At 74.4% G+C, this 22,391-nt stretch carries 8 protein-coding genes; all 8 read left to right on the top strand.

Annotated elements, in window-relative coordinates:
• Nucleotides 1-51 precede the first annotated feature (51 nt).
• The 8 genes from QC282_RS02365 to QC282_RS02330 all read left to right on the top strand — a co-directional run bounded on the left by QC282_RS02365 (nucleotide 52) and on the right by QC282_RS02330 (nucleotide 22,391).
• On the top strand, nucleotides 52-822 hold the full coding sequence (locus QC282_RS02365) for an ABC transporter permease subunit (RefSeq protein ID WP_279547460.1): 771 nt from the start codon (nucleotides 52-54) through the stop codon (nucleotides 820-822).
• A 127-nt stretch (nucleotides 823-949) separates the two neighbouring features.
• Nucleotides 950-2,140 carry a cytochrome P450 gene (locus QC282_RS02360; protein ID WP_279547459.1) on the top strand — a complete coding sequence of 397 codons (1,191 nt, stop codon included), beginning with the start codon at nucleotides 950-952 and terminating at the stop codon, nucleotides 2,138-2,140.
• Nucleotides 2,141-2,333: 193 nt separating this feature from the next.
• The gene (locus QC282_RS02355; RefSeq protein WP_336621055.1) at nucleotides 2,334-5,306 is read left to right on the top strand and encodes an AAA family ATPase; all 2,973 of its coding nucleotides are present in this window, start codon (nucleotides 2,334-2,336) and stop codon (nucleotides 5,304-5,306) included.
• A 238-nt stretch (nucleotides 5,307-5,544) separates the two neighbouring features.
• Entirely contained in the window at nucleotides 5,545-6,045 is a 501-nt protein-coding gene (locus QC282_RS02350; protein ID WP_279547457.1) for a hypothetical protein, read from the top strand.
• A 35-nt stretch (nucleotides 6,046-6,080) separates the two neighbouring features.
• Nucleotides 6,081-6,593 carry a hypothetical protein gene (locus tag QC282_RS02345; RefSeq protein ID WP_279547456.1) on the top strand — a complete coding sequence of 171 codons (513 nt, stop codon included), beginning with the start codon at nucleotides 6,081-6,083 and terminating at the stop codon, nucleotides 6,591-6,593.
• Between the two features lie 108 nt (nucleotides 6,594-6,701).
• Nucleotides 6,702-8,123, top strand: coding sequence for a PfaD family polyunsaturated fatty acid/polyketide biosynthesis protein (locus QC282_RS02340; RefSeq protein WP_279547455.1), 1,422 nt, complete (start codon nucleotides 6,702-6,704; stop codon nucleotides 8,121-8,123).
• A complete protein-coding gene (gene fabD / locus QC282_RS02335) occupies nucleotides 8,120-8,986 on the top strand; it encodes an ACP S-malonyltransferase (RefSeq protein ID WP_279547454.1) in 867 nt (288 codons plus the stop codon). The genes QC282_RS02340 and fabD overlap by 4 nt, the downstream gene beginning before the upstream one ends.
• Nucleotides 8,987-9,068: 82 nt before the next feature.
• Nucleotides 9,069-22,391, top strand: a complete 13,323-nt coding sequence (locus QC282_RS02330; protein ID WP_279547453.1) for an SDR family NAD(P)-dependent oxidoreductase — start codon at nucleotides 9,069-9,071, stop codon at nucleotides 22,389-22,391.

The raw sequence follows: 22,391 nt of genomic DNA, 5'->3' as shown, positions 1-22,391 counted from the left end.
GGCGTCGCCGTCGCCGCTCGAGAACCGTACCGAAAGGACAAAGGACTTCCGATGAGCGCCGCTATCCTCACCAAGTACCTCTCCGACAGCCGACGGAGCCTGACCGGCTGGGCGGTCGGGACGGCGGTGGTCGGCATGGTGTACGCCAGCACGTATCCGTCGCAGCGCGAGAACACCGCGAACCTGCCCGAAGCCCTGCGCGAGGGGCTGAACATCGACCAGAGCGCCGCGGGTTACCTGCACGCCAGCGTGTTCGGCGTCATCCTCCCGCTGCTCGCCATGATCTACGGCGTGACCGCGGGCACCCGTGCCGTGGCCGCCGAGGAGGAGTCGGGCCAGCTCGACCTGCTCCTCGCCCACCCCATCACGCGCACACAGCTCGCGGTCCAGCGCTTCGGGGCGCTGATCGCCGGCGCGTTCGCCATCGCGGCGCTGGTCTGGCTCGGTCTGCTGGCCATCCGCAACGGCTCCGAGCTGACCAGCATCACCCCGCTGGAGTTCCTCGCCCAGTGCTTCCACCTGGCCCTGCTGGCGGTGCTGTTCGGCGCGCTCGCCATCGGCCTGGGCGCGGCGATCGGCCGCAAGGCGGTCGTCCTGGTGACGAGTGCCGTGGTCGGCGTGGTGTCCTACACCCTGCACACCTTCGCCGGCCAGCTCGGCGCCGACTGGCTCGCGTACGTGTCGCCCTTCCACTACTACATCGGCGGCGAACCGCTGCGGCACGGCTTCCAGTGGACGGACGTGCTGGTGCTCGTGGTGGCCTCGGGGCTGCTGTTCGGCCTCGGCGTGCGGCGGTTCAACCAGCGGGACATCAACAGCTGAGTCCCCGGTGGGCGAGGTCGGGCACGAGGCTCTGGGGTGGGTGCTGGGGGATACCCCAGTGTGCGTTCCAGGGCCTCCTCGCAAGGCTGCAACGACCGACCCGCCTGCCAGGAAAAAAGGTGATGGGGTGTCCACGACAGACATCGAGATCGCGCCGCAGCCCAACGTGAACGACCCGGCGATCTACGACTGGTACCGCATGATGCGCGACGAGCATCCCGTGCACCGGGACCCCACCACCGGCTGGTGGGTGGTGTACCGGTACGCCGATGCCCGGCACGTCCTGACGACCCCGGGTACGTACTCGTCCGAAATGCACCGCATGGGCTTCCCCGAGTCCGGGCTGGAGAGCCTGCCGCAGATGGACCCGCCGCGGCACACCCGAGTGCGTCAGATCCTCAGCACGGCGTTCACTCCCGCATCGATCGCGGCCTACGAGCCGGCGATCGTCCGGCTGACCCACGAGATCGTGGACGAGATCGCCGACCGCGGCCAGGTGGACCTGGTGGCCGACCTCGCCTACACCGTGCCCATCGCCGTAATCCTGGAGATTCTCGGCCTGCCGGCCGAAGACCGCGTCCTCTTCTACGACTGGGCCCGCAAGGTCATGAACGTGACCCCGGAGGAAATGGCGCAGGAAGGGTACCTGGAGGCGCTCGGCGAACTCCAGCAGGAAGCGATTTCATACCTGCGTGAACGGGTGCGTGAACGCAAGAATAAGAACACCGACGACATGCTCACCCGGCTCGCCAACGCGGAACTCGACGGCGACCGGCTGACCGAGGACGAGACGGTCAACTTCGCGAATGTGATGTTCGCCGGCGGTCATATCAGCACGACCATGACCATTGCCAACGCGGTCGATCTGCTGGACCTGAATCCCGGCGCACAGGCGGAGCTGCGGGCCAACCGCGACCTGATTCCGCAGGCCGTCGAGGAGGTGCTGCGGCACCGGCCCCCGATCACCACGGGCCTGCGGGCCTCGACCCGGGAGGTGGAGCTGGCCGGGGTCGTCATCCCGGAGAACCAGCACGTCGCCGCCAGTTTCTGCTCGGCGAACCGCGACGAACGGCAGTTCCCCGACCCCGAGGCCTTCGACATCCACCGGCGCAGCGAGGGCCGGCACTTCGGATTCGGGTTCGGCACCCACCACTGCATCGGAAACGCCCTGGGCCGGCTGGAGACCAGGCTGGTCCTGAACGTCCTGTTCGACCGGTTCAAGGAGATCGCCGTCGACCGGGACGGCGACCTCGCCTGGGCGATCCCGCCGCAAATGGTGGGCTTCGACAAGCTTCCGGTCTTTCTGAGTCCCGCCTGATCCGGTCAAAAGGATCGAGCCACCCCTTGTCGGCCAGGACAAGGGGTGGCAATGCCACTTTCCGGCCTCCTTGGCCATATTGGGAAGGTGATTTTGACGCTTCCTTAACGCTGCTTCGTGCAGCGCTCGCGGTGGCGTCATGTGTTAACTTGTGAATCAGTCCTGATCGGCGAGACGTCATGAGGACGGGGGAATGTGTCACGACCGCCAAGACCACAACAGAAAAGCCACACACCAAAAAGGCGCAGATTCTCTGCGCGCTTTCCCTTTTCTGGAACCTTTCCAGTCTCTCGACTTTCCACCAAGGGGTGTGGCAATGCAGGAATTCCTGCTTCTGGAACGTGATCGCGAAATGGACCTCATACGGGCGGGGGTGCGGCAGGCGCGCGGCGGGGACGGCGCGTTCGTCGTCTTCGAGGGGGGCCGCGGAGCGGGCAAGACGCTACTGCTCGCGGCCGCGCGCCAGGAGGCCGAGAAGGAAGGGTTACAGGTGCTCCAGGCGCGGGCGGGCGCGCTGGAGCGGGGGTTCGCCTGGGTCGTCGTCCGCCAACTCTTCGAACACTGCCTCAACGCCACAGGACGCACCGACCAGGACGACCTGCTCGCCGGCCCCGCGGCTCTCGCCGGCAGCATCTTCGACTACGCCGATCCCGACGGCATCAGCTCGACGCCCCAGGAGGACGGGGGGCTCTACCGCGTCCTGCACGGGCTCTACTGGCTCTGCAGAAACCTGTCCGCCTCTGCTCCCCTGATGCTGCTCATCGATGACGCCCACTACTCGGACACCGCCTCGCTGCGGTTCGTCAACTACCTCGTCAACCGGCTGGAGGGCAGCGGCGTCCTGCTCGTGCTCACCAGCGCCCCCGACGTGCCCGGCGAAGCCCAGGAACTGCTCCTGTCCGCCAGCCGCTCCCCGCTCGCCCGGCACGCCGTGCTCGACCCGCTCGGCAGGGACGCGGTACGCGAGGCCATCACCGTACGGCTCGGCGGCACACCCCACGACGACGTGACCGAGGCCTGCCTCGTCGCCAGCCACGGCAACCCCTCCCACCTGACGGAACTGCTCGACGAGATGCGCCGCCGCGGCATCACCGCCGAGCAGCCGGCCGCCGACGAGATCCTCAGCCTCGCGCCCGCCCGCATCGCCAAGGAAGTGGCCAGCCGCTTCCAGCAACTGCCGCCCTCCGCACGCGGCCTCGCCGAAGCCGTGGCCGTCCTCGGTGACGACGCGGACCCCCGGCACTGCGCGGCGACGGCCGCGCTGGACAACGGCGTCGCCCACGACGCCGCGAACGCCCTGCGCGAGGCCGACCTGCTCAACCCCGGGGTGCCGTACACCTTCCGGCGTCCCGTCGTACGGCAGGTCGTGTACGCGCAGATGTCGGCGGACGCGCGCAGCCGCGCCCACCGGCGCTCCGCCCACTCGCTGCACACCGCCGGCGTCGACCTCGCCACGGTCGCGGAACACCTGTGCCGTACCGAACCCGCCTGCGACGCCTGGACCGTCAGGACCCTGCGGGCCGCCGCCGTCGAGGCCATGCGCCGGGCGTCACCGGCGGACGCCACCCGGTACCTGCGCCGGGCACTGGCCGACTCCAGCGCCGAGCACGACCCGTGGATACTGGGGCAGTTGGGGTCGGCCGAGTTGCGCGCCCGGCAGTCCTCGGCGATCGAGCACCTCCGCGAAGCCCTGCGCCGCACCCACGAACCGGCCTTCAGAAGCCGGCTCCGCCTCGAACTGGGCCTGGCACTGACCGCGTCGGGCCGCTACGACGAGGCACTCACCCTGCTGGCGGAACCGGGCCCCGCCCGGCCCGACGGGAACGAGCCCGCCGAGCAGGCCGTACGCAGCATGGCCGCGGTGGTGGCCCGCATCGCTCCCGGCCGGCGTGCGTCGACCCTGCCCCGTCTGCCGACCGCCACCGCCGCGCCGCGCGCGCACGCGGCCATCGAGGCGCTGTCACGCGGGCGCCCGGTCCACCGGGTGGCACGGCTGGCCGCCGCCGCGATCGCCGACGAGGCGGCATCGTACGGCGAGGACACGGAACTCACCGACACGGCGGTCGCGGCCTGGACCCTCGCCCAGTGCGACGAGGCGGAGCAGGCCGAGAAAGTGCTGCGCGAGGCCGCCCGCAAGGCGTCCGACGCGGGGCAGCTGCTCGCCGCGGCCACGGCGACGAGCCTGCTCGGTGGAGTACTGCTCGACACCGGCCGGCTCGCGGAGGCCGAGGCCGGCGCACGGCGACTGCTGCAGCAACAGGAGTGCTGTTCGCTGACGCTCGCCTGCGTGCCGCTGGCCGCCGCCGTACTCACCCACTGCCTCATCGAGACCGACCAGCTCCAGGAAGCCGAGGACACCCTGTGCCGGACCGGGCTGACCGGACCTCTGCCGCAGTCGGCGCTGTCCGTTCCGCTGCGGATCGCGCGCGTGCGGCTGCGCATCCGGCAGGACCGCTTCGAGGACGGGCTGCGGGAGCTCACTGAATGCCGTGACCAGGCCGGACAGGAGGGCTGGCTGTACCCGTCCGCGTCCTCGGAGTACCTGTCGGACGCGGCGCGGGCCCTGGCCATCACCACCGGACCGCGGGCGGCCCGCAAACTCGCCGCCGACGTCACCGAGCGCGCCCGGGCCTTCGGCGCCGTCCGCCCGCTGGCCGCCGCCCTGCGCACACACGGCGAGATCGCCGGGGGAGAGGAAGGACTGGAGATGCTGGAGAACGCCGACCGGCTCCTCGCGCCCACGCCCTACCTGCTGGAACGGGCGCGCGTCCTGGTCGCGCTCGGCGCGGCGCTGCGGCGGCAGGGCCGGCGCGGCGCGGCCCGCGGCCGCCTCACGGCCGGAATGGACATGGCCCAGGCCATCGGCGCCTCCGTACTGGAGGACACGGCCCGCGCCGAGTTGCGCCTGGCCGGAGTCCGCCAGGTCAGGAGCGGCCCGCAGCAGAGAGCACCGCTGACACCCGCCGAGGAGAGAGTCGCGCACAAAGCCGCGGCAGGGCTCAGCAACCGGGAGATCTCACAGGCGCTGTTCGTCACCGTCAAGACGGTGGAATGGCACCTCAGCCAGGCCTACGCCAAGCTCGGCATCGCCAAACGGGCCGAACTGACCCGGGCCCTGGCCACCGGCCCGGCACCGCACGGCGAGACCGTCCCCCGCTCCGCCTAGACCGGACCACACCACACCGCACGATGCGGCGGGCGCCCCTGGTGGGCGCCCGCCGTCGTGTCGGCATGCCCGCGGCCCGGGCGTCTCGCGGACCGGCCGTACTGGGGTCGCTGCTGGGGGAGTTCCGGGGGCGGGCCGGGGCCCCGGTCCACCAGTCTTGGCTGCCGGTCCCGCCGGGCGCGACAGTTCCCGACCGGACACCGGGACCGGCCACATGCCTAACCGAAGGGCGGGACACGTGACCAGCACGACGGACAAGAGCTACGCCACCCTGACCGAGGCCGAGCGGTCGTTCGTGGACGAAGTGGCGCGGCACTACCACGAGGCACACGGCGTGACCTGGGAGAAGGGCCGGGTCATGGCGTGGATGATCATCAGCGACCCGATCGAGCAGACCCTGGCCCAGATCTGCGCCGCGGTCGACGCCGAACCGGACAGCATCGAGCAGCTCATCGAGCAGCTGACCCTGGCCGGCCTGTACCGGCGCATCGAGACGCCCGGCGAGGAGACCCGCTACCGGCTCGTCGACGACGGCTACCCCAAGGCCGGCGCCGACACCTTCGCGAGCTGGCCCGAGTACCACCAGATCTTCCGCTTCGGCCTCGACGTGCTCGCCGACGCCGACGACGCCCGGCGCAGGCGGATCGCCGAGATCGAGGAGCTGTTCGGCCACATCGTCGGGGACCTCGCCGACATGTCCAAGCGCTGGGAAGAGCACCGCCGCACCGCTGCCGCCTGACCGACCGCCCGGACGCACCGCGAGGAGAGCTCATCATGACCGAGCAGACCGCCCCCACCACCCTCTCCGAGGGCGAGCAGGCTTTCGTGGAGAAGGTCGCCCAGTACTACTTCGAGAACGACGGAATGCCGCACGACCGCGGCCGTGTCGTCGGCTGGATGATGATCTGCGACCCGCCGGAGCAGACCGCCGCCGACATCGAGAAGGCCCTCGGTGTGCCGCGCGCCGCGATCGACCGCATCGTCGACCAGCTGACCCCGGAGAACGACCCCCTCAGCGTCTTCGAGCGCACCGGATCGCTCCAGGAGAACTACACCGTCCGGCTGCGCGAGAACAGCTGGGGCCCCAAGGTCCGGGGCATCTTCTCGGAGTTCCCCGACTTCCACCGCGTCGCCGCCGCCGGGCTGACCGCCCTCAGGGCCGAGAACGCCTCCGAGGAACGCCTGCTGCGGCTGGCCAACATGGAGCGCTTCCTGGGCTTCGTCAGCGCCGAGATGCCCGCCATCCTCCAGCGCTACGAGCAGAGCAAGGCCGGCGCCGGCCGCTGACCGCGGGCACCCGCCGGGACCGGCGGGTGCCCGACCAGGCCAGGGCCCCGGACCCCGGGGCCGCACGCCGACGGAGCCCGGACGCGGCACAGACAGGACGGGGCACAGATGACCACATCGCTCGTGCGGGCCGGCCGGACGGCCGGGGACGACGGCCGCATCGGCCCGGAAGCGCTGGGCAGCGCGGCCTTCCGCGCCGACCACGGGGTCCGCTACGCCTACGCGGCCGGCTCGATGTACAAGGCGGTCGCCTCCGAGGAACTCGTCGTACGGATGGGCAGAGCCGGCCTGCTCGGCTACTTCGGCACCGGCGGCCTGCGCGCCGACCGGGTCGTCGCCGCCATACGCCGCTTCGAGCGGGAGATCGGCGACGGCCCCTGGGGAGTCAACCTCCTCGCGTCGCACGAGAACCCGGCCAGGGAACAGGAGCAGGTACGGCTGTTCCTGGAGCACCGGGTCCGCCGGGTGGAGGCGGCCTCGTTCATCGTCCCGACCCGGCCGCTGGTCCAGTACCGGATCAGCGGCCTGCGCACGGCACCCGACGGCTCCGTGCACGTGCCCCACCGGGTCATGGCCAAGGAGTCGCGGCCCGAGGTCGCGCAGTACTTCCTCGAACCGCCGCCCCGGCACCTCGTCGAGGAACTGCTGGCCGACGGCGCCGTCACCGCCGAGGAGGCGGCCCTGGCCGAGCGCGTCACCCTCGCCGACGACCTGTGCGCCGAGGCCGACTCGGGCGGCCACACCGACCAGCGCCAACTCGTCGTGCTGCTGCCCGACACGGTCCGCCAACGCGACCGGGCCGCCGCCCGGTTCCCCGCCGCCGGGCTGGTGCGGGTCGGCGCGGCGGGCGGACTCGGCGTGCCGGAGGCGGTGGCCGCCGCGTTCGTCCTGGGCGCCGACTTCGTCCTCACCGGCAGCATCAACCAGTGCACCGCCGAGTGCGGCACCAGCGACCGCGTGAAGGACATGCTCCAGCAGGCCGAGGTCCAGGACATGACCGTCGTCCCGGCCGGCGACATGCTGGAGACCGGCGCCCGCGCACAGGTGCTGCGCCGCGGCCTGTTCTACCCGGCCCGCGCCAACCGGCTCTACGAGCTCTACCGCCGCCACGACTCCCTCGACGACCTCGACGAACGCACCGCCGACCAGCTCCAGCGCCGCTACTTCCGGCGGACGTTCGACCAGGTGTGGGAGGAGACCCGCGCCTACTACGCACAGGCCAACCCCGCGTCGCTGGCCCGCGCCGAGCAGGACCCGAAGCACAAGATGCTGCTCGTCTTCAAGGCCTACTTCGTGCAGTCGATCCGCCTCGCCATGAGCGGCTCCGAGGAACACCAGGTCGACTACCAGATCAACTGCGGCCCCGCGCTCGGCGCCCTCAACTCCCGGCTGCGCGGCACCGACCTGGAGCACTGGCGCGACCGCCACGTCGACGAGCTCGCCGACCTGCTGATGCGCGGAGCGGCGGACGTCCTGACGGCACGGCTGGCCGGCCTCACCACCGCCACACGGAACGGGAGCCGAACGTGACCGTCGCCCACCTCTTCGCCGGACAGGGTTCCCAGCGCGTCGGCATGGGAGCCGAGCTGCTCGCCACGTACCCCAACCTGGTGCGCCAGGCCGACGACGCGCTCGGCTACTCCGTCGCCGACCTGTGCCTGAACGGCCCGGCACCACGCCTGTCCGACACCCGTTTCACCCAGCCCGCCGTCTACGTCGTCGACGCCCTCGCCTACCTGGACTCGGTGCGCAGAACCGGCGTCATACCCGACGTGGTGGCCGGTCACAGCCTGGGGGAGTACGCCGCGCTGTTCGCCGCCGGCGCCTTCGACTTCCGCACCGGCCTGGAGATCGTCGCCCGGCGCGCCGCCCTCATGGCCGACGCCGGGCCCGGCGCCATGGCCGCGGTCATCGGACTGGACGAGTCCGGCGTGCGCGACGTCCTCGCCGCCGAGGGCGACGACATCGACCTCGCCAACCTCAACGCCCCGGACCAGATCGTCGTCTCGGGCGGCACCGAAGAGGTGCGCCGGGTCTCGAAGGCGCTGGCCGCGCAGGGCGGCACGGTCGTCCCGCTCACCGTGAGCGGCGCCTTCCACTCACGGAGGATGCGGCCGGCCGCCGAGCACTTCGCCCACTTCCTGAGCGGCTACGTGTTCGGCCGCCTCAAGATCCCCGTCATCGCCAACGCGACCGCCCGGCCCTACGGCGACCACGAGGTGCGCGACCTGCTCTGCCGCCAGCTGTGGTCCCCCGTCAGGTGGTCCGACACGGTGCACCACCTGCTCACACTGCCCGACCCCGACCTGCGGGAGATCGGCCCCGGCAACGTGCTCACCGGCCTGACCCGCCGCATCAGCGCGGCACGCGAAGCCGCACCGGCAAGCAGCTGACGGGCCGCACCGGTCGGCGACCGGAACCCCAGGACTGCCGGGAAGACCGGACGAGAAGACCGGACTGGAGGAACAACGGCGCATGAAGCCCAACGTCGTCACGGGTGAGTTCCGCGTCACGCGAGCAGATGTCCTGGCCTTCGCGGAAGCGGGCGGGGACCACAGCCCGCTGCACGTCGACGCGGCCTACGCCCGCCGCACACCCTTCGGTCAGCCGGTGGCGCACGGAGCGCTGTGCACCCTGCGGGCGCTGGCCCTGGCCCCCGCGCCGGGCACCGGACTGCGCCTCGCCTCGCTCCGGGCACGGTTCCCCGGACCGGTGTACCCGGACCAGCTCTACCGCTGGGAGGCGGAGCACGCCGCCGACGGCCGGGTCTGCGTACGCGTCCTCGACGGCGGGCGCACTCTGGCGGAGATCGAGGCCCACTACGCCGAAGGCACCGTGCACGCGCCGCCCGCCAGGCCCGCCCGGCACCGGTTCACCAGCGAGCCGGCCCGCACGCCGGTGACGGAACTCGCCCCCGGCGCGCAGGTGGGCACCCGCTACCGCCCCGACTGGCAGGCGCTGCTGCGTCTCGTGGAGGCGGAAGGGCTCGGGGACCGGGGAGTGGGCGTGGACCACGCCGCCGTGCTGGCCTGGGCGAGCCAGCTGGCCGGCATGGAGGCCCCCGGCCGCGCCGCCCTCGTCAGCGGCATCGACGCCGACTTCGAACCCCTCGCCGCACGGCGGGGCTTCTCCGCACGGGCCGTGCTCGCCGACGTGGACCCGCGCTACCGCTCCGTGCGGCTCACGGGCGACGTGACCGGCGGACACACCACGGCACGCGTGCAGGTCCGCGTCTTCGCCCGGCGCGAGTCCAACGCGCCGGACCCGGACCGGCTGCGCGCCCTCGTACCGCAAGACGGGCCCCTGCTGGGGAGGACCGCCGTCGTGTGCGGCGGCAGCCGCGGACTGGGCGCGGCGCTCGTCCAGGCGCTTGCCCTGGCCGGCGCCACCGTCCACCTGGTCTACCGGGACAGCACCGCCGAGGCCGAGGCCCTCGTCGCCGCACTCGGCCCCGACGGCACCCGCGTGCGCCTGCACCGGGGGGACGTCGCCGACCCGGCCTGGTGCGCCGAACTCGGGCGGGCCGTGCGAGAGCGGGACGGAGCCGCCGACCTGCTGATCCTCAACGCCGGGCCGCCGGCCCGGCCGATGGACGTGCACCCGGACACGGCCGCACGGGCCGGCGAACACGTGGCGGCGGCGCTGCGGCTCGCCCAGGCGCCGCTCGCCGCGTTCGCCGGGCACATGGCGGACGGCGGTGTCGTGGTCGCCGTGTCCTCGGCGTACGCCCACGCACCCCGCCGCGGACTGTCCCACTACACGGCCGCGAAGCGGGCCCTGGAAGGGCTCGCGGAGGCGGTGGTCGTCGACAGCCCCGGCCTGGCCGCCCTGATCGTCCGGCCGCCGCGCCTGGCCACCACCTTCGCCGACAGCGTGGCCGACGACAGCGCCCTGGACGTCGAGCCCGTCGCCGCCGCGGTGGTCCGGCGCGTCACGGACGGCGTCACGGCGGGAACCGCCGAGGTGCTGGCCGACTTCCACACACCCGAGCCGTGGAGCGGGGGCGAGGGCGGGCAACCGGCCGGGAGCGCGGGCACCGGCGCACCGGGCCGCCGCCGGGCCGGGGAGGACGAGCCGGGGCACGGGGCCGGGGACGGCCGGCAGGAACCCCGCGCCAGCGACGGCCGGCCCGGGCGCCGGGCCGCGGAGGGCGGGCCGGAGCACCCGGCCGGTGCCGGTGAGCCCCGGCAACCCGAGGCGGCCGGTGCCCCCGAGGCCGGTCACGCCGGCAGCCTCGTCGTGGCCGCCACCTTCACCACCGACCCGCTCCACCCCGTCCTGGCCCACTGGTGCGAACGGCTCGGCCTCGACCTGGCCGTGCGGCCGGCGGCGTACGGCCAGGTCTTCCAGGAACTCCTGGACCCGACCGGCGCGTTCGCCACCAACCGGCGCGGCTGCAACGTGGTGCTCGTGCGCGTGGAGGACTGGCCCGAGGGAGCCGAGGGCGAGCGCACCGCCGACGAGTTCGCCGCCGCGGCCCGCACGGCGGCGGAACGCCTCCCGGTGCCGCTGCTCGTCGCGCTCTGCCCCGCGTCGCCGCCCGCCCTCGCCCGGCGCGCGACCGCCCTCCGGGCCCTGGAGGACCGCCTGTGGCAGGCCCTCGACGGAACCGGCGGCCTGCACCTGACCCGGCCGGCGGACCGGGGCGACGGCCACTGGGTGCGCGACCACCACGACGCGGCCCGGGAGGAACACGCGCACATCCCCTACACCCCCGAGGCCTGCACGGCCCTGGGCACGGCCGTCGCCCGCACCGTCCACGCCCTGCTCGGCCGTCCGTACAAGGTGCTCGTCCTCGACTGCGACAACACCCTGTGGCGCGGCGTCTGCGGCGAGGACGGCCCTCTCGGAGTGGAACTGGCAGATGCCCACCGCCACCTTCAGCAGTGGGCCGTACGACGGCACGACGAAGGCGTCCTCGTCTGCCTGGCCAGCAAGAACTCCGCCGAGGACGTGGACGAGGTGTTCCGGCTGCGCCCGGACATGCCGCTGCGCCCCGAGCACGTCGCCGCCCGCCGGGTCGACTGGAACCCCAAGGCCGGCAACATCGAGGCGCTGGCCCGCGAACTCGGCGTGGGCCTTGACTCGTTCGTCTTCCTGGACGACAACCCGGTCGAGACCGCGGCCGTACGCTCGGCCCTGCCGCAGGTCCTCACCCTCCGACTGCCCGCCGACGAGGCGGAGTGGCCCGCGTTCCTCGCCCGGATCTGGGCCTTCGACCGAACGCGGGTCACCGACGAGGACCGCAGGCGCACCGACATGTACCGCGCCGCCCGGCGCCGTGAGGAGGCCAGGGACGCGGCACCGTCCCTGGCGGGCTTCATCGCCGGGCTCGGGCTGCGTGTCGACGTCCACGAGGCCCGGGACGACCAACTGGCCCGCGTCGCCCAACTCACGCAGCGCACCAACCAGTTCAACCTGGCGCCGCTGCGCCGGACCGAGGCCGAACTGCGCGGCGTGCTCGCCGACGGCGCCCGGTGCTGGGTGGCCGAGGTCGGCGACCGGTTCGGCGACTACGGACTGGTCGGCGCCGCCGTGACCCGCGAGGAGGGCGACCGGGTCCTGCTCGACACGTTCCTGCTGAGCTGCCGGGTCCTCGGACGGGGCGTGGAACACGCGTTCCTGGCCGCCGTGGCCCGCGCGGTCACCACCGAGGGCGGTCCCGGCGTCCTGAGCGCCGAACACCGGCCCACCGACCGGAACACCCCCGCCCGTACGTTCTTCGAGGCGGCGATGGGCGAGGCCGCGCACGGCGGGGACGGGGCGCGGCTGCACAGCGCGCCGCTCGACCGTCTCGCCGGGCTGGTGTTCCGGCCCGACGACGGACCGGCGCCGCAGGACACCACGGCGGAGCGCCGCCCGGCACCGGCCGGCGCCGGACCCGCCACGGACACCGCCCGGCGTGCCGCGCTCGCGCAGCTGGCGGCCGAGCTGACCGACATGACCGCACTGCACGACGCCGTCACCGGTGGACGCGAGCCCGCTCCCGGGCCGTCGGCCCGTCCGCACGTGGCCGGGCGCGGCGGAGGCGATCCCTTCGACGCCGTACGGGCCGTGGTGAGCCGGCTCAGGCGGATTCCCGCCGCCGAACTCACCCCGGACACCACGCTGGAGTCCCTGCGGCTGGAGTCGCTGGAGATCGTCGACGCGACCGTCGCCCTGGAGAAGGACTTCGGGCGGCTGCCGAAGACGCTGTTCTTCGAGCACCGCACGCTCGGGTCCGTCGCACGCGCCCTGGAACCGTCCGCGCCCGCCGACCGGCCCGGGAGTTCGCAACCCCTGCCCGTGCCCCTGCCCGCGCCCGCGGCCCGGCCGACCCCCTCCGGCGCCGCGCCCGTGGCCCGCGCCGACGACGTGCCGGACGACGACGGCATCGCCGTGGTCGGCATCGCCGGCCGCTATCCCGGGGCGGACGACGTCACGCGGCTGTGGGAGAACCTCAAGGCAGGCGTCGAGTCGCTGAGCGACGTCGCCGTGCGCTGGGAACAGCGGGACGTGGTCGACCCCGACGGCGGCCCGGCCCGCACCTACAGCTCGGCCGGCGGACTCCTCGACGGCGTCGACGAGTTCGACGCGCTGTTCTTCCACCTCGCCCCCAGCGAGGCGGAGACCATGGACCCGCAGCAGCGCCTCTTCCTCCAGACGGCCTACCACGCGGTCGAGGACGCCGGACACACCCCGACGAGCCTGGGCCACGACGTCGGCGTCTACGTCGCCTCCATGGGCCCGGACTACGCCGTGCTGAGCGCCAACGCGGCCCTGGACGGCCACAGCCGGTACCCGAACAGCGACCTCTACCAGATCGCCAACCGGGTCTCCCACTTCATGGACTTCACGGGACCGAGCGTCGCGGTCGACACGGCCTGCTCCGGATCGGGCGTCGCCCTGCAGCTCGCCTGCGACGCGATCCGCGCCAAAACCGTCTCCGCCGCGCTCGCCGGCGGCGTCAACCTGATCCTGCACCCGGCCCGCCGCATCCAGTACGCCCAACTCGGCATGATCTCCCGCACCGGCCGGTGCATGCCCTTCGGCGCCGACGCGGACGGCATGGTGACCAGCGAGGGCGTCGGCGCGGTCCTGCTGCGCCCGCTGCGCGACGCGCTCGCCGACGGCGACCACGTCTACGGCGTCATCCGGGCCGTCGGCGCCAACAGCGACGGGCGCACCAACGGCTTCACCGTGCCCAGCCCGCGGGCGCAGGCCGACCTCATCGCCCGCACCCTCCGCCAGGCCGGCACCGACCCGTCCGCCGTCGGATACGTCGAGGCCCACGGCACCGGCACCCCGCTGGGCGACCCCATCGAGATCCGCGGCCTGAGCGAGGCATACGCCTCCGTGCGCACCCCTGCCGCGATCCCCGTCGGCAGCGTCAAGGGCAACATCGGACACACCGAGGCGGCCGCCGCCCTGGCCGGGCTGACCAAGGTGCTCCTGCAACTGCGGCACCGCACCCTCGTGCCCTCCCTGCACTCCGAACGCCTCAACCCCGACATCGACTTCGCGGCCACGCCCTTCCACGTCCAGCAGACCACGTCCCCCTGGCCCGCCGCTCCCGACGGCACCCCGCGCATCGCCGCGCTCAGCTCCTTCGGCGCGGGCGGGGTCAACGTGCACCTCGTCGTCGAGGAGGCGCCGCCCGCCCCGGCGGCCGGCGCGGCACCGGCCGGACCCGAACTCGTCGTACTGTCCGCACGGGACGAGGAACAACTGCGCCGCTCCTGCGCGCGGCTCGCGGCCCGGCTGCGCACCGCCGGACCCGAACTCCGGCTCGCCGACGTCGCGTTCACCCTGCGGGAGGGACGCGAGCACTTCGACACGCGCCTCGCGCTCGTCGTCACCGGGCCGGGCGAACTCGCGGACCGCCTTGAGCAACTCGCCGCGCCGGGCCGGGAACTGCGCGAGGCCGTGCGGGACACCGCCGGCGCGACGCTCGGCCGACTGGACGACGGCGGCCGGCTCGGCGACGTCTTCGACGGAACGCCGGGCGCCACGGAGGTCCTGCGCGCCCTCGCCGACCGCGGCGAACTGGTTAAGCTCGCCCGGCTCTGGTGCCAGGGCGCCCGGCTGGACTGGCGGGACGTCCTGCGGTCCGCCGACGGCCGGCGCGTGCCACTGCCGGGTTACCCGTTCGCCCGCGCACGCCACTGGCTGCCCCGGACCGGCGCCGGTCCGCAGCCTGCCGCACCGGTCGCCCCGCCGCGGCGCGCCGAACTCCACGTCCCCGACTGGACGCCCGTACCGGCCCCCGCGACGGCACTTCCGCCGGACGCCACGGTGATCGTCGTCGGCGGCACGCCGGACTGGGCGCGGCACGCGCACCACTGGGTCGCCCATCCCCGCGAGATCACCGAGCTGGTACGCGGTCACCGTCGAGTCGTCGTGGTCGACCGCCGCGCCCTCGACCGTCCCGCCGAGCCCCTCGCGCAGTCGCTGACCGAGGCGATCGACACGCTCGGCACCCTGGCCGGCCTCGCCGACCACGGCCGGTCCCTCATCCACGTCACGCTCACCCCACCCGAGTGGGCGGATCCCGCCCCCGCCCTGGCCGTCGGGTTCGGACGCGCCCTGGAGCACGAGGTCCCCGGGTTCCGCTCGGTGCGCTGCGAGATCGGTGCCGACGAACCGGACCTGACGCAGGTGCTGTCCCTCCTGGCCACCGGCGCCCCCGAACTGCTCGTGGACGACGCCGATCACCTCGTCCGAGCGTGGCGCCGGGCCACCGTACCCGCCGGACAGGCCCCGCCCCTGCGGCACGGCGGGCACTACGTCCTCACCGGCGGCGCGGGAGGCGTCGGTCGCCTGCTGACCGCGTACCTCGTCGAGCGGTGGGCGGCGCGGGTGACGTGGGTGAGCCGTTCCGGCGCTGACACCCGGCCCGGCGGGGCCCTGTTGCGGTCGGCGGCCCGAAGCGGCGGCGCGGTGCGGCAGGTGCGGGCGGACGTGACCGACCCGGACGCCCTCGCCACCGCGCTCGCCGACGCACGCGAGGCGTTCGGTCCCGTCCACGGCGTGGTCCACGCGGCCGGAGTCCTCAACGACGGCGCCGCCCGCGACCGTTCGACGGACGACATGCGCGCCGTGCTGGCGCCCAAGACGTGGGGCACCCTGGCCCTGGACGAGGCCACCGCCGGGGACCCGCTCGACTTCTTCCTGCTGATGTCGTCGTTCGTCGGCATCCTGGGCAATGCCGGGCAGACGTCGTACTGCGCCGCCAACCGCTTCCTCGACGCCTTCGCGGACCACCGCGCATCCCTGGTGGCGCGGGGAGAGCGGTCCGGCCGGTCGGTGTCCGTCGCCTGGCCGCTGTGGCGGGACGGCGGGATGGAGATGCCGTCCGCCGTCCGGCGCCTGACCGAGACCACGCTCGGGCTCACCCCGATCGACACGGCCTCCGCCCTGGCCGCCCTGGAGGACGCGCTCCGCCTCGGCCGGACCCGCGTCCTGGTGGGCTTCGGCGACCAGGAACGGATCAGCGCGGCGCTCGCCGGACGGCACGGGGCGCTCGGCGGGGGCGGGGTGGTCGGCGGGCGCGAGGCGTCGGCCGGTTCTGCGGGTTTCGTCCCCGTGCGGCCGGTTGGGCCCGGGGCACCAGCCGGGTCCGAGGCGTCCGTCGTGCCTGAGGCGTCCGTCGTGCCTGCGGCGGCAGCCGGGCCCGAGGCGTCCGTCGTGCCTGCGGCGGCAGCCGGGCCCGAGGCGTCCGCGGTGCTTGCGGCGTCCGCCGTGGCAGGGGCGTTGCCGCAGGCGGGCGGTGGGGAGCGGGGAGTGGCGGCTCCGGGCGCCGTCCGTGATCGGCTGCGCGATCGGCTGCGGGACCTGCTGCGCGAGGAGGCGGCCGGCCTGGTCAAGGTCCCGGCCGAACAGGTGCGTGTCACGGCCGAGTTCGGCGACTACGGCTTCAACTCCCTGCTGTTCACCGACTTCGCCAACCGCCTCAACGACCGCCTGGGGCTGGCCCTCACGCCGGTGGTCTTCTACCAGCACTCGACCGTCGAGGCGTTGACGGCGGCGCTGCTGGAGAGCGCGGCCCCCGCGCTGACCGTAGCGGCGGAACCTGCCGTACCGGCGGAGCCTGCCCCGCCGCCGGCACCCGCCGTGCCGGTCGTGGCCGGGGCCCCGGTGGCGGCCGGGGCCGCATCGCGCGCCGAGCCGGAGCCGCCCGCCGCGTCGGACCCGAACCCGGCCCCGATCACCGGGCCACGCCCCGCCTCCGGCCGCGCGCACCCCGGCACCATGCCCCCGGTCGCCGTCATCGGCATGGCCGGCCGGCTGCCCGGATCGCCGGACCTGGACGCCTACTGGGCACATCTGATCAAGGGCCACGACCTCGTCGTGCCCGCGCCCGGGGACCGCTTCGGCGACTCCGTGCCGGCCGGCGGGTTCCTCGACGACATCCTCGCCGTCGACGCCGAGTTCTTCGCCGTCTCCCCCCGCGAGGCGCGCCTGATGGACCCGCAGCAGCGGCTGTTCCTGGAAGCCGCCTGGCACGCGGTCGAGGACGCCGCGATCCGCCCGTCGTCCCTCGCCGGCAGCCGCACCGGCGTCTTCGTCGGAGCCACCCTGTCCGACTACGCCGACCTGCTCGGCCGGGCGGGCGAGGAGGTCGCCGCCCACAGCATCACCGGACACGTCCAGAGCGTCATCGCCAACCGCCTGTCGTACCAGCTGGACCTGCGCGGGCCGAGCGAGGTGGTCGACACCGCCTGTTCCAGTTCGCTCACGGCACTGCACCGGGCGCTCGGCGCGCTGGAGGCGGGGGAGTGCGAACTCGCCGTCGCCGGTGGGGTGAACGCGCTGTTCTCCCCGGCGTGGTTCGACTCGCTCGGCCAGGCCGGGATGCTGTCCGCGACCGGCCGGTGCTGGACCTTCGACGAGCGCGCCGACGGCTTCGTACGGGGCGAGGGCGTCGGCGTCGTCGTCCTCAAGCCCCTGGACCGGGCCCTGGCCGACGGCGATCCGATCCGCGCGGTCCTGCGGGGCAGTGCCGTGAACCACGGCGGGCGGGCGCACTCCCTGACCGCGCCCCGTCCCGAGGCCCAGGCCGAGGTCGTCACCGCCGCGCTGAACCGGGCCGGCGTCGACCCGCGGACCGTCACGTACGTCGAGACGCACGGCACCGGCACACGCCTCGGCGACCCCATCGAGATCGCCGGCCTGACCGCGGCCTTCGACCGGCCGGGCGCACGTGCCGCGGAACCCTGGTGCCACCTGGGCGCCGTGAAGGCGAACATCGGGCACCTGGAGTCCGCCGCCGGCATCGCCGGACTGCTCAAGGTGCTGCTCGCGCTGCGCCATCGCACCCTCCCGCCGAACGCCGTGGGGGAGCGCGCCAACCCCCATCTGCGGCTCGACGGCACCCCGTTCCACGTCCTGCGCGAGGCCCGGCGGTGGCGGCCCGCCGACGAGGCCGGGGCGCCCCTGCCGCTGCGCGCCGGGATCAGCGCCTTCGGCTTCGGCGGGGCCAACGCCCACCTGGTCGTGGAGGAGCCGCCCGCCCTCGTCGCGGGGACGACGCGGCCCGCGCCCGCCGGGGAGCACGCCCTCGTCGTCCTCGTGCTGTCCGCCCCCGACGACGACCGGCTGCGTGCCTACGCCCGGGCGGTGCGCGACGAACTGCGCCGTGAACCGCAGGAGTCCGACTTCGCCGACCTCGCCCACACCTCGCGGGTCGCCCGCGACCCGATGCCCGCCCGGCTGGCGCTGGTCGTCCCCGGCCGAGCGGAGGCCGTGGCCGCGCTCGACGCGTACCTCGACGGCCGTGCAGCCCCGGGACTGCACACCCGGACCGCCGCGCTTTACACCGACGGCACGGTCCCGGGGCCGCTTCCGGACCCCGGGCCGCTTCGGGGAACGGCACTGGTTCGGGGTACGGCACCGGTTTCGGGTGCCGAGCCGGTGCCGGGTGCCGGGCCGGTTTCGGGTCCGCACGAGGCGGCCCGCCGGTGGGTCGCCGGTGAGGACGTCTCCTGGCCGCTCGAACCGGGCCGGCGCCGAGTGCCGTTCCCGGCCCGCCCGTTCGACCACTCCAACCAGTACGGTCCCGTGGCCCTGACGGCTCCGACGGCTCCGACGGCTCCGACGGCTCCGGCGGCTCCGATGACCCCGACCGCTCCGACCGCTCCGGCGGCATCGGCGGCCCCGATGGCCCCGACCGCCTCTGCGGCTCCTGCGGCCCCTGCGGCTCCGACGCCCCTGTCCGCCTCCGTCGCCAAGGAGGAGCCTTCCGACGACGACGCCGGTACGGCGTCCCTGCGGCTGCTCGCCCGTGTCTGGGCGCCGCAGCCCGCCCGAAGCGGGCCGCCGCCGTCCGCCGGGCGCCTGACCACCCTCGTCCTCGTCGGCGCGGAGGCGGACGCCGGACTGGCGGAGGAACTGGCGGGGCTCGACGGACACGACGTCGTCGTGCTCCGCGAGCCCTCACCGCTGCCCCTCCCGTGCGCCCGCACCGTGGAGGCCGACCTCGACGACCGGGAGCGCACCCGCGACGCCCTGACCGGCGAACTGGCCGCGCACGGGCCGTTCGACATCGTCATCGACGCGGTGGACGCCCTCGCCGCGCCGGGACGGCCCTCCCGCCACGCGGGCCGGATCGCCCTGCTCCAGGAGCTGGCGGCCCGCGCCCGGGACCACGCGGTCACCGTGGTCCACGTCCGGCCGACGGCCGCGACCCGGCCCGCCGAGACAGGGCAGGGCGACGCGGTACTCACCGCGGCCCGCATGGCCGGCTGCGTACGGGCCGTCGGCGCGGAGTACGCCGCCGTCACCGCCGTGACCGTCGAGTACGACGCCGTACCGGAAGGGCTGCCCGGCCCGGTGGCGCTCGCCGCCGCCGAACTCGCCGCCGGGACAGCGGCCGAGGGCGCCGAGATCCGCCACGTCCGGGGCACACGTCACGTGGGACACCTGGAGGCGATCCCGGTACCGGACGCGGGGCACGGTCGTCGCCTCGGGTCCGTCGCCCTGACCGCCGACCGCCCCTACGTGATCACCGGTGGCACGGGCGGCCTCGGGATCGCCGCCGCCGAACTGCTCGTCGCACGCGGCGCCCGGCGGATCGCCCTCACCGGCCGCCGTGCCCTGCCGCCGAGGGAGCGCTGGGAGCAGGCGACGGCGGACGACTGGTGGGCCGCCCGCACGGCCGCGGTCACCCGCATGGAAGCGGCGGGAGCCCAGGTGCTCCTGCACCACGGTCCCCCCGACGGGCTGTCCGCGTTCCTCGACGAGGTGCGCGCCCGCTTCGGGCCGCCGGCGGGCGTCCTGCACTGCGCGGGTGCCGTGTCGCCGACCCCCGCCTTCGTGCACAAGCCCCCGCACGAGTTCGACATGACGTGGGAGCCGAAGGGACCGGCGCTGGCCGCGCTCGACCGGGCGCTCGGCGCCGACGAACCGGACTTCGTCGTGCTCTACTCCTCCGTCTCGGCCCGGATGCCACGGCTCGCCGTCGGCCTCAGCGACTACGCCGCCGCCAACGCGGCCCTGGACGACTACGCCGAGTTCGCCCGGGCCCGCGCCCGTGCTCGCGGCAGCGCCACCCGCTGGCTGTCCCTCGCCTGGGGCAGCTGGTCCGGCATCGGCATGGGCGAGGTCACCACGCCCCGTTACGGAGAGGCGGGCCTGGTCCCGATGAGCCCGGAGGACGGACTCGCCCTGCTCGACGCCGCGCTGGCGACGGACCGGCACGCCGCGCTCGCGGCCGTCGCCACCCGGTCCGGGACCAGTGCCGACGACTCGCCCTCGCGGCAGACCTCACAGGCGGACCCCCGACTTCGGCCGGCGGCCGGACCGACGGCCGACGGGATCGACCCGCCGTCGGCGCCGGACGACACCCGGCTCGTCCGACGCTGCGCCGACCATGTCACGGACGTGCTCGCCGAGGTGCTCGGGACGCCGCGTCACCGCATCGCCCCCGACCGGCCGTTCGCCGATCTCGGGGTCGACTCGATCCTCATCGCCAGTATCGTCGTCCGGCTGGAGGCAGCCACCGCCGCACCCCTCGACCCGTCCGTCGTCCTGGAGCACCCCACGGTCGAACGGCTCGCCCGCCACCTGGTCCACGCCCACCGCGAGGGCATCACCCGCTGGGCCGCCGAACCCGACGGAGCCACGGGACCCGCCGGGCAATCGAAGGCCGAGGCCGCGCCCGCGCCCGCCGAACCCACGGGACCCGCCGGGCAATCGAAGGCCGATGCCGCGCCAGCCGGTCCCACGGGGCCCGCCGCGCCCGCCGCGCCAGCCGGTCCCACGGGGCCCGCCGCGCCCGCCGCGCCAGCCGGTCCCACGGGGCCCGCCGCGCCCGCCGCGCCCGCCGCGCCCGCCGGGCCCTCCCGGCCTCGGCCCACCACCCTGCCCGCGCCTGCCGGCGCACCGGCTCCCGCCCACGGCCCCGGCATGCCCCTCGCCGTCATCGGCATGGCCGGCCGGTTCCCCGGTGCCCCCGACACCGCGGCGTTCTGGGACCTGCTGCGCGACGGCCGGTCCGGCATCCGCGAGGTGCCGCGCAGCCGCTGGGACGTGGCCTCCCGCTACTCGCCCGAGTACGCGCCCGGCATGAGCATCAGCAAGTGGGGCGGCTACCTCGACGGCATCGAGGACTTCGACCCGGCGTACTTCGGCATCGCCGAGGCGGACGCCGCCCACGTCGACCCGCTGACCCGGATCTTCCTGGAGACGGCCGAGACGGCCATCGCGGACGCCGGGTACCGGGGCGAGGAGCTGAACGGCCGGGCCGTCGGCGTCTTCGTGGGCTCCGGGACCAGTACGTACGCGTCCCGCGTCACGGTGCCCGGCCGGGCCACCGCGACCGGGCTCAACCAGAACTTCATCGCCGCCCACCTCGCCCACCTGCACGACCTGCGCGGGCCCAACCTCGTCGTGGACACGGCCTGTTCGTCGTCGCTGTCCAGCCTGCACCTCGCCCGGCAGGCGTTGCAGCTCGGCGAGTGCGAGATGGCCGTCGTGGGCGGCGCCGACCTGCTGCTGGACGAGACGCCGTACCTGTCGCTCAGCGCCGCCCGCGCCCTGTCGCCCGACGGCACGTGCCACGTGTTCGACGCGTCCGCCAACGGCTTCGTGCCCGGCGAGGGCGTCGGCGCGGTCCTGGTGAAACCGCTGGCAACCGCCCTCGCCGACGGGGACCGCGTCCTCGCGGTGATCGAGTCGACGGCCATGAACAACGACGGCCGCACCATGGGCCTGACCACCCCCAATCCCGACGCACAGCAGGCGGTCGTCCGCGAGGCGCTGCGCCAGGCCGGCGCGGACCCGGCGAGCGTGTCGTACGTCGAGGCCCACGGCACCGGCACCATGATCGGCGACCCCATGGAACTGCGGGCGCTGACCGGCGTGTTCGCGCAGTCCACCGACGAGCGGCAGTTCTGCGGCGTCGGCAGCGTCAAGTCGAACGTGGGACACCTGCTGATGGCGGCGGGCATGGCGGGCCTTCAGAAGATCGTGCTGTCCCTCCTGCACCGGCAGCTGCCGCCCACCCTGCACTGCGACCGTCCCAACCCGCGCTTCGCGTTCGACACGTCGCCGTTCCGCATTCAGGACCGGCTGGAACCCTGGCGGCCCCGGCAGGGCGTACGCCGGGCCGGCCTCAGCGCGTTCGGCTTCGGCGGGACCAACTGCCACGTCGTCCTCCGCGAGCCCGTGGGCCCCGAGGAGACCGGTCGGACGGCCGTACGGACGCCCCTGCCGCCGCCCGTGTTCCAGCGGCGCCGGCACTGGGTCGAGCGCACCGGCCAGGACGACCCCCTGCGCATCACGCCCCGTCCGCTGCTCGAGCTGGAGGAACTGATCTAG

The organism is Streptomyces sp. DH24, from assembly GCF_029813775.1.
In the GTDB taxonomy this organism is placed as follows: Bacteria; Actinomycetota; Actinomycetes; order Streptomycetales; family Streptomycetaceae; genus Streptomyces.
This window is presented reverse-complemented; position numbering and strand designations above follow the sequence as displayed.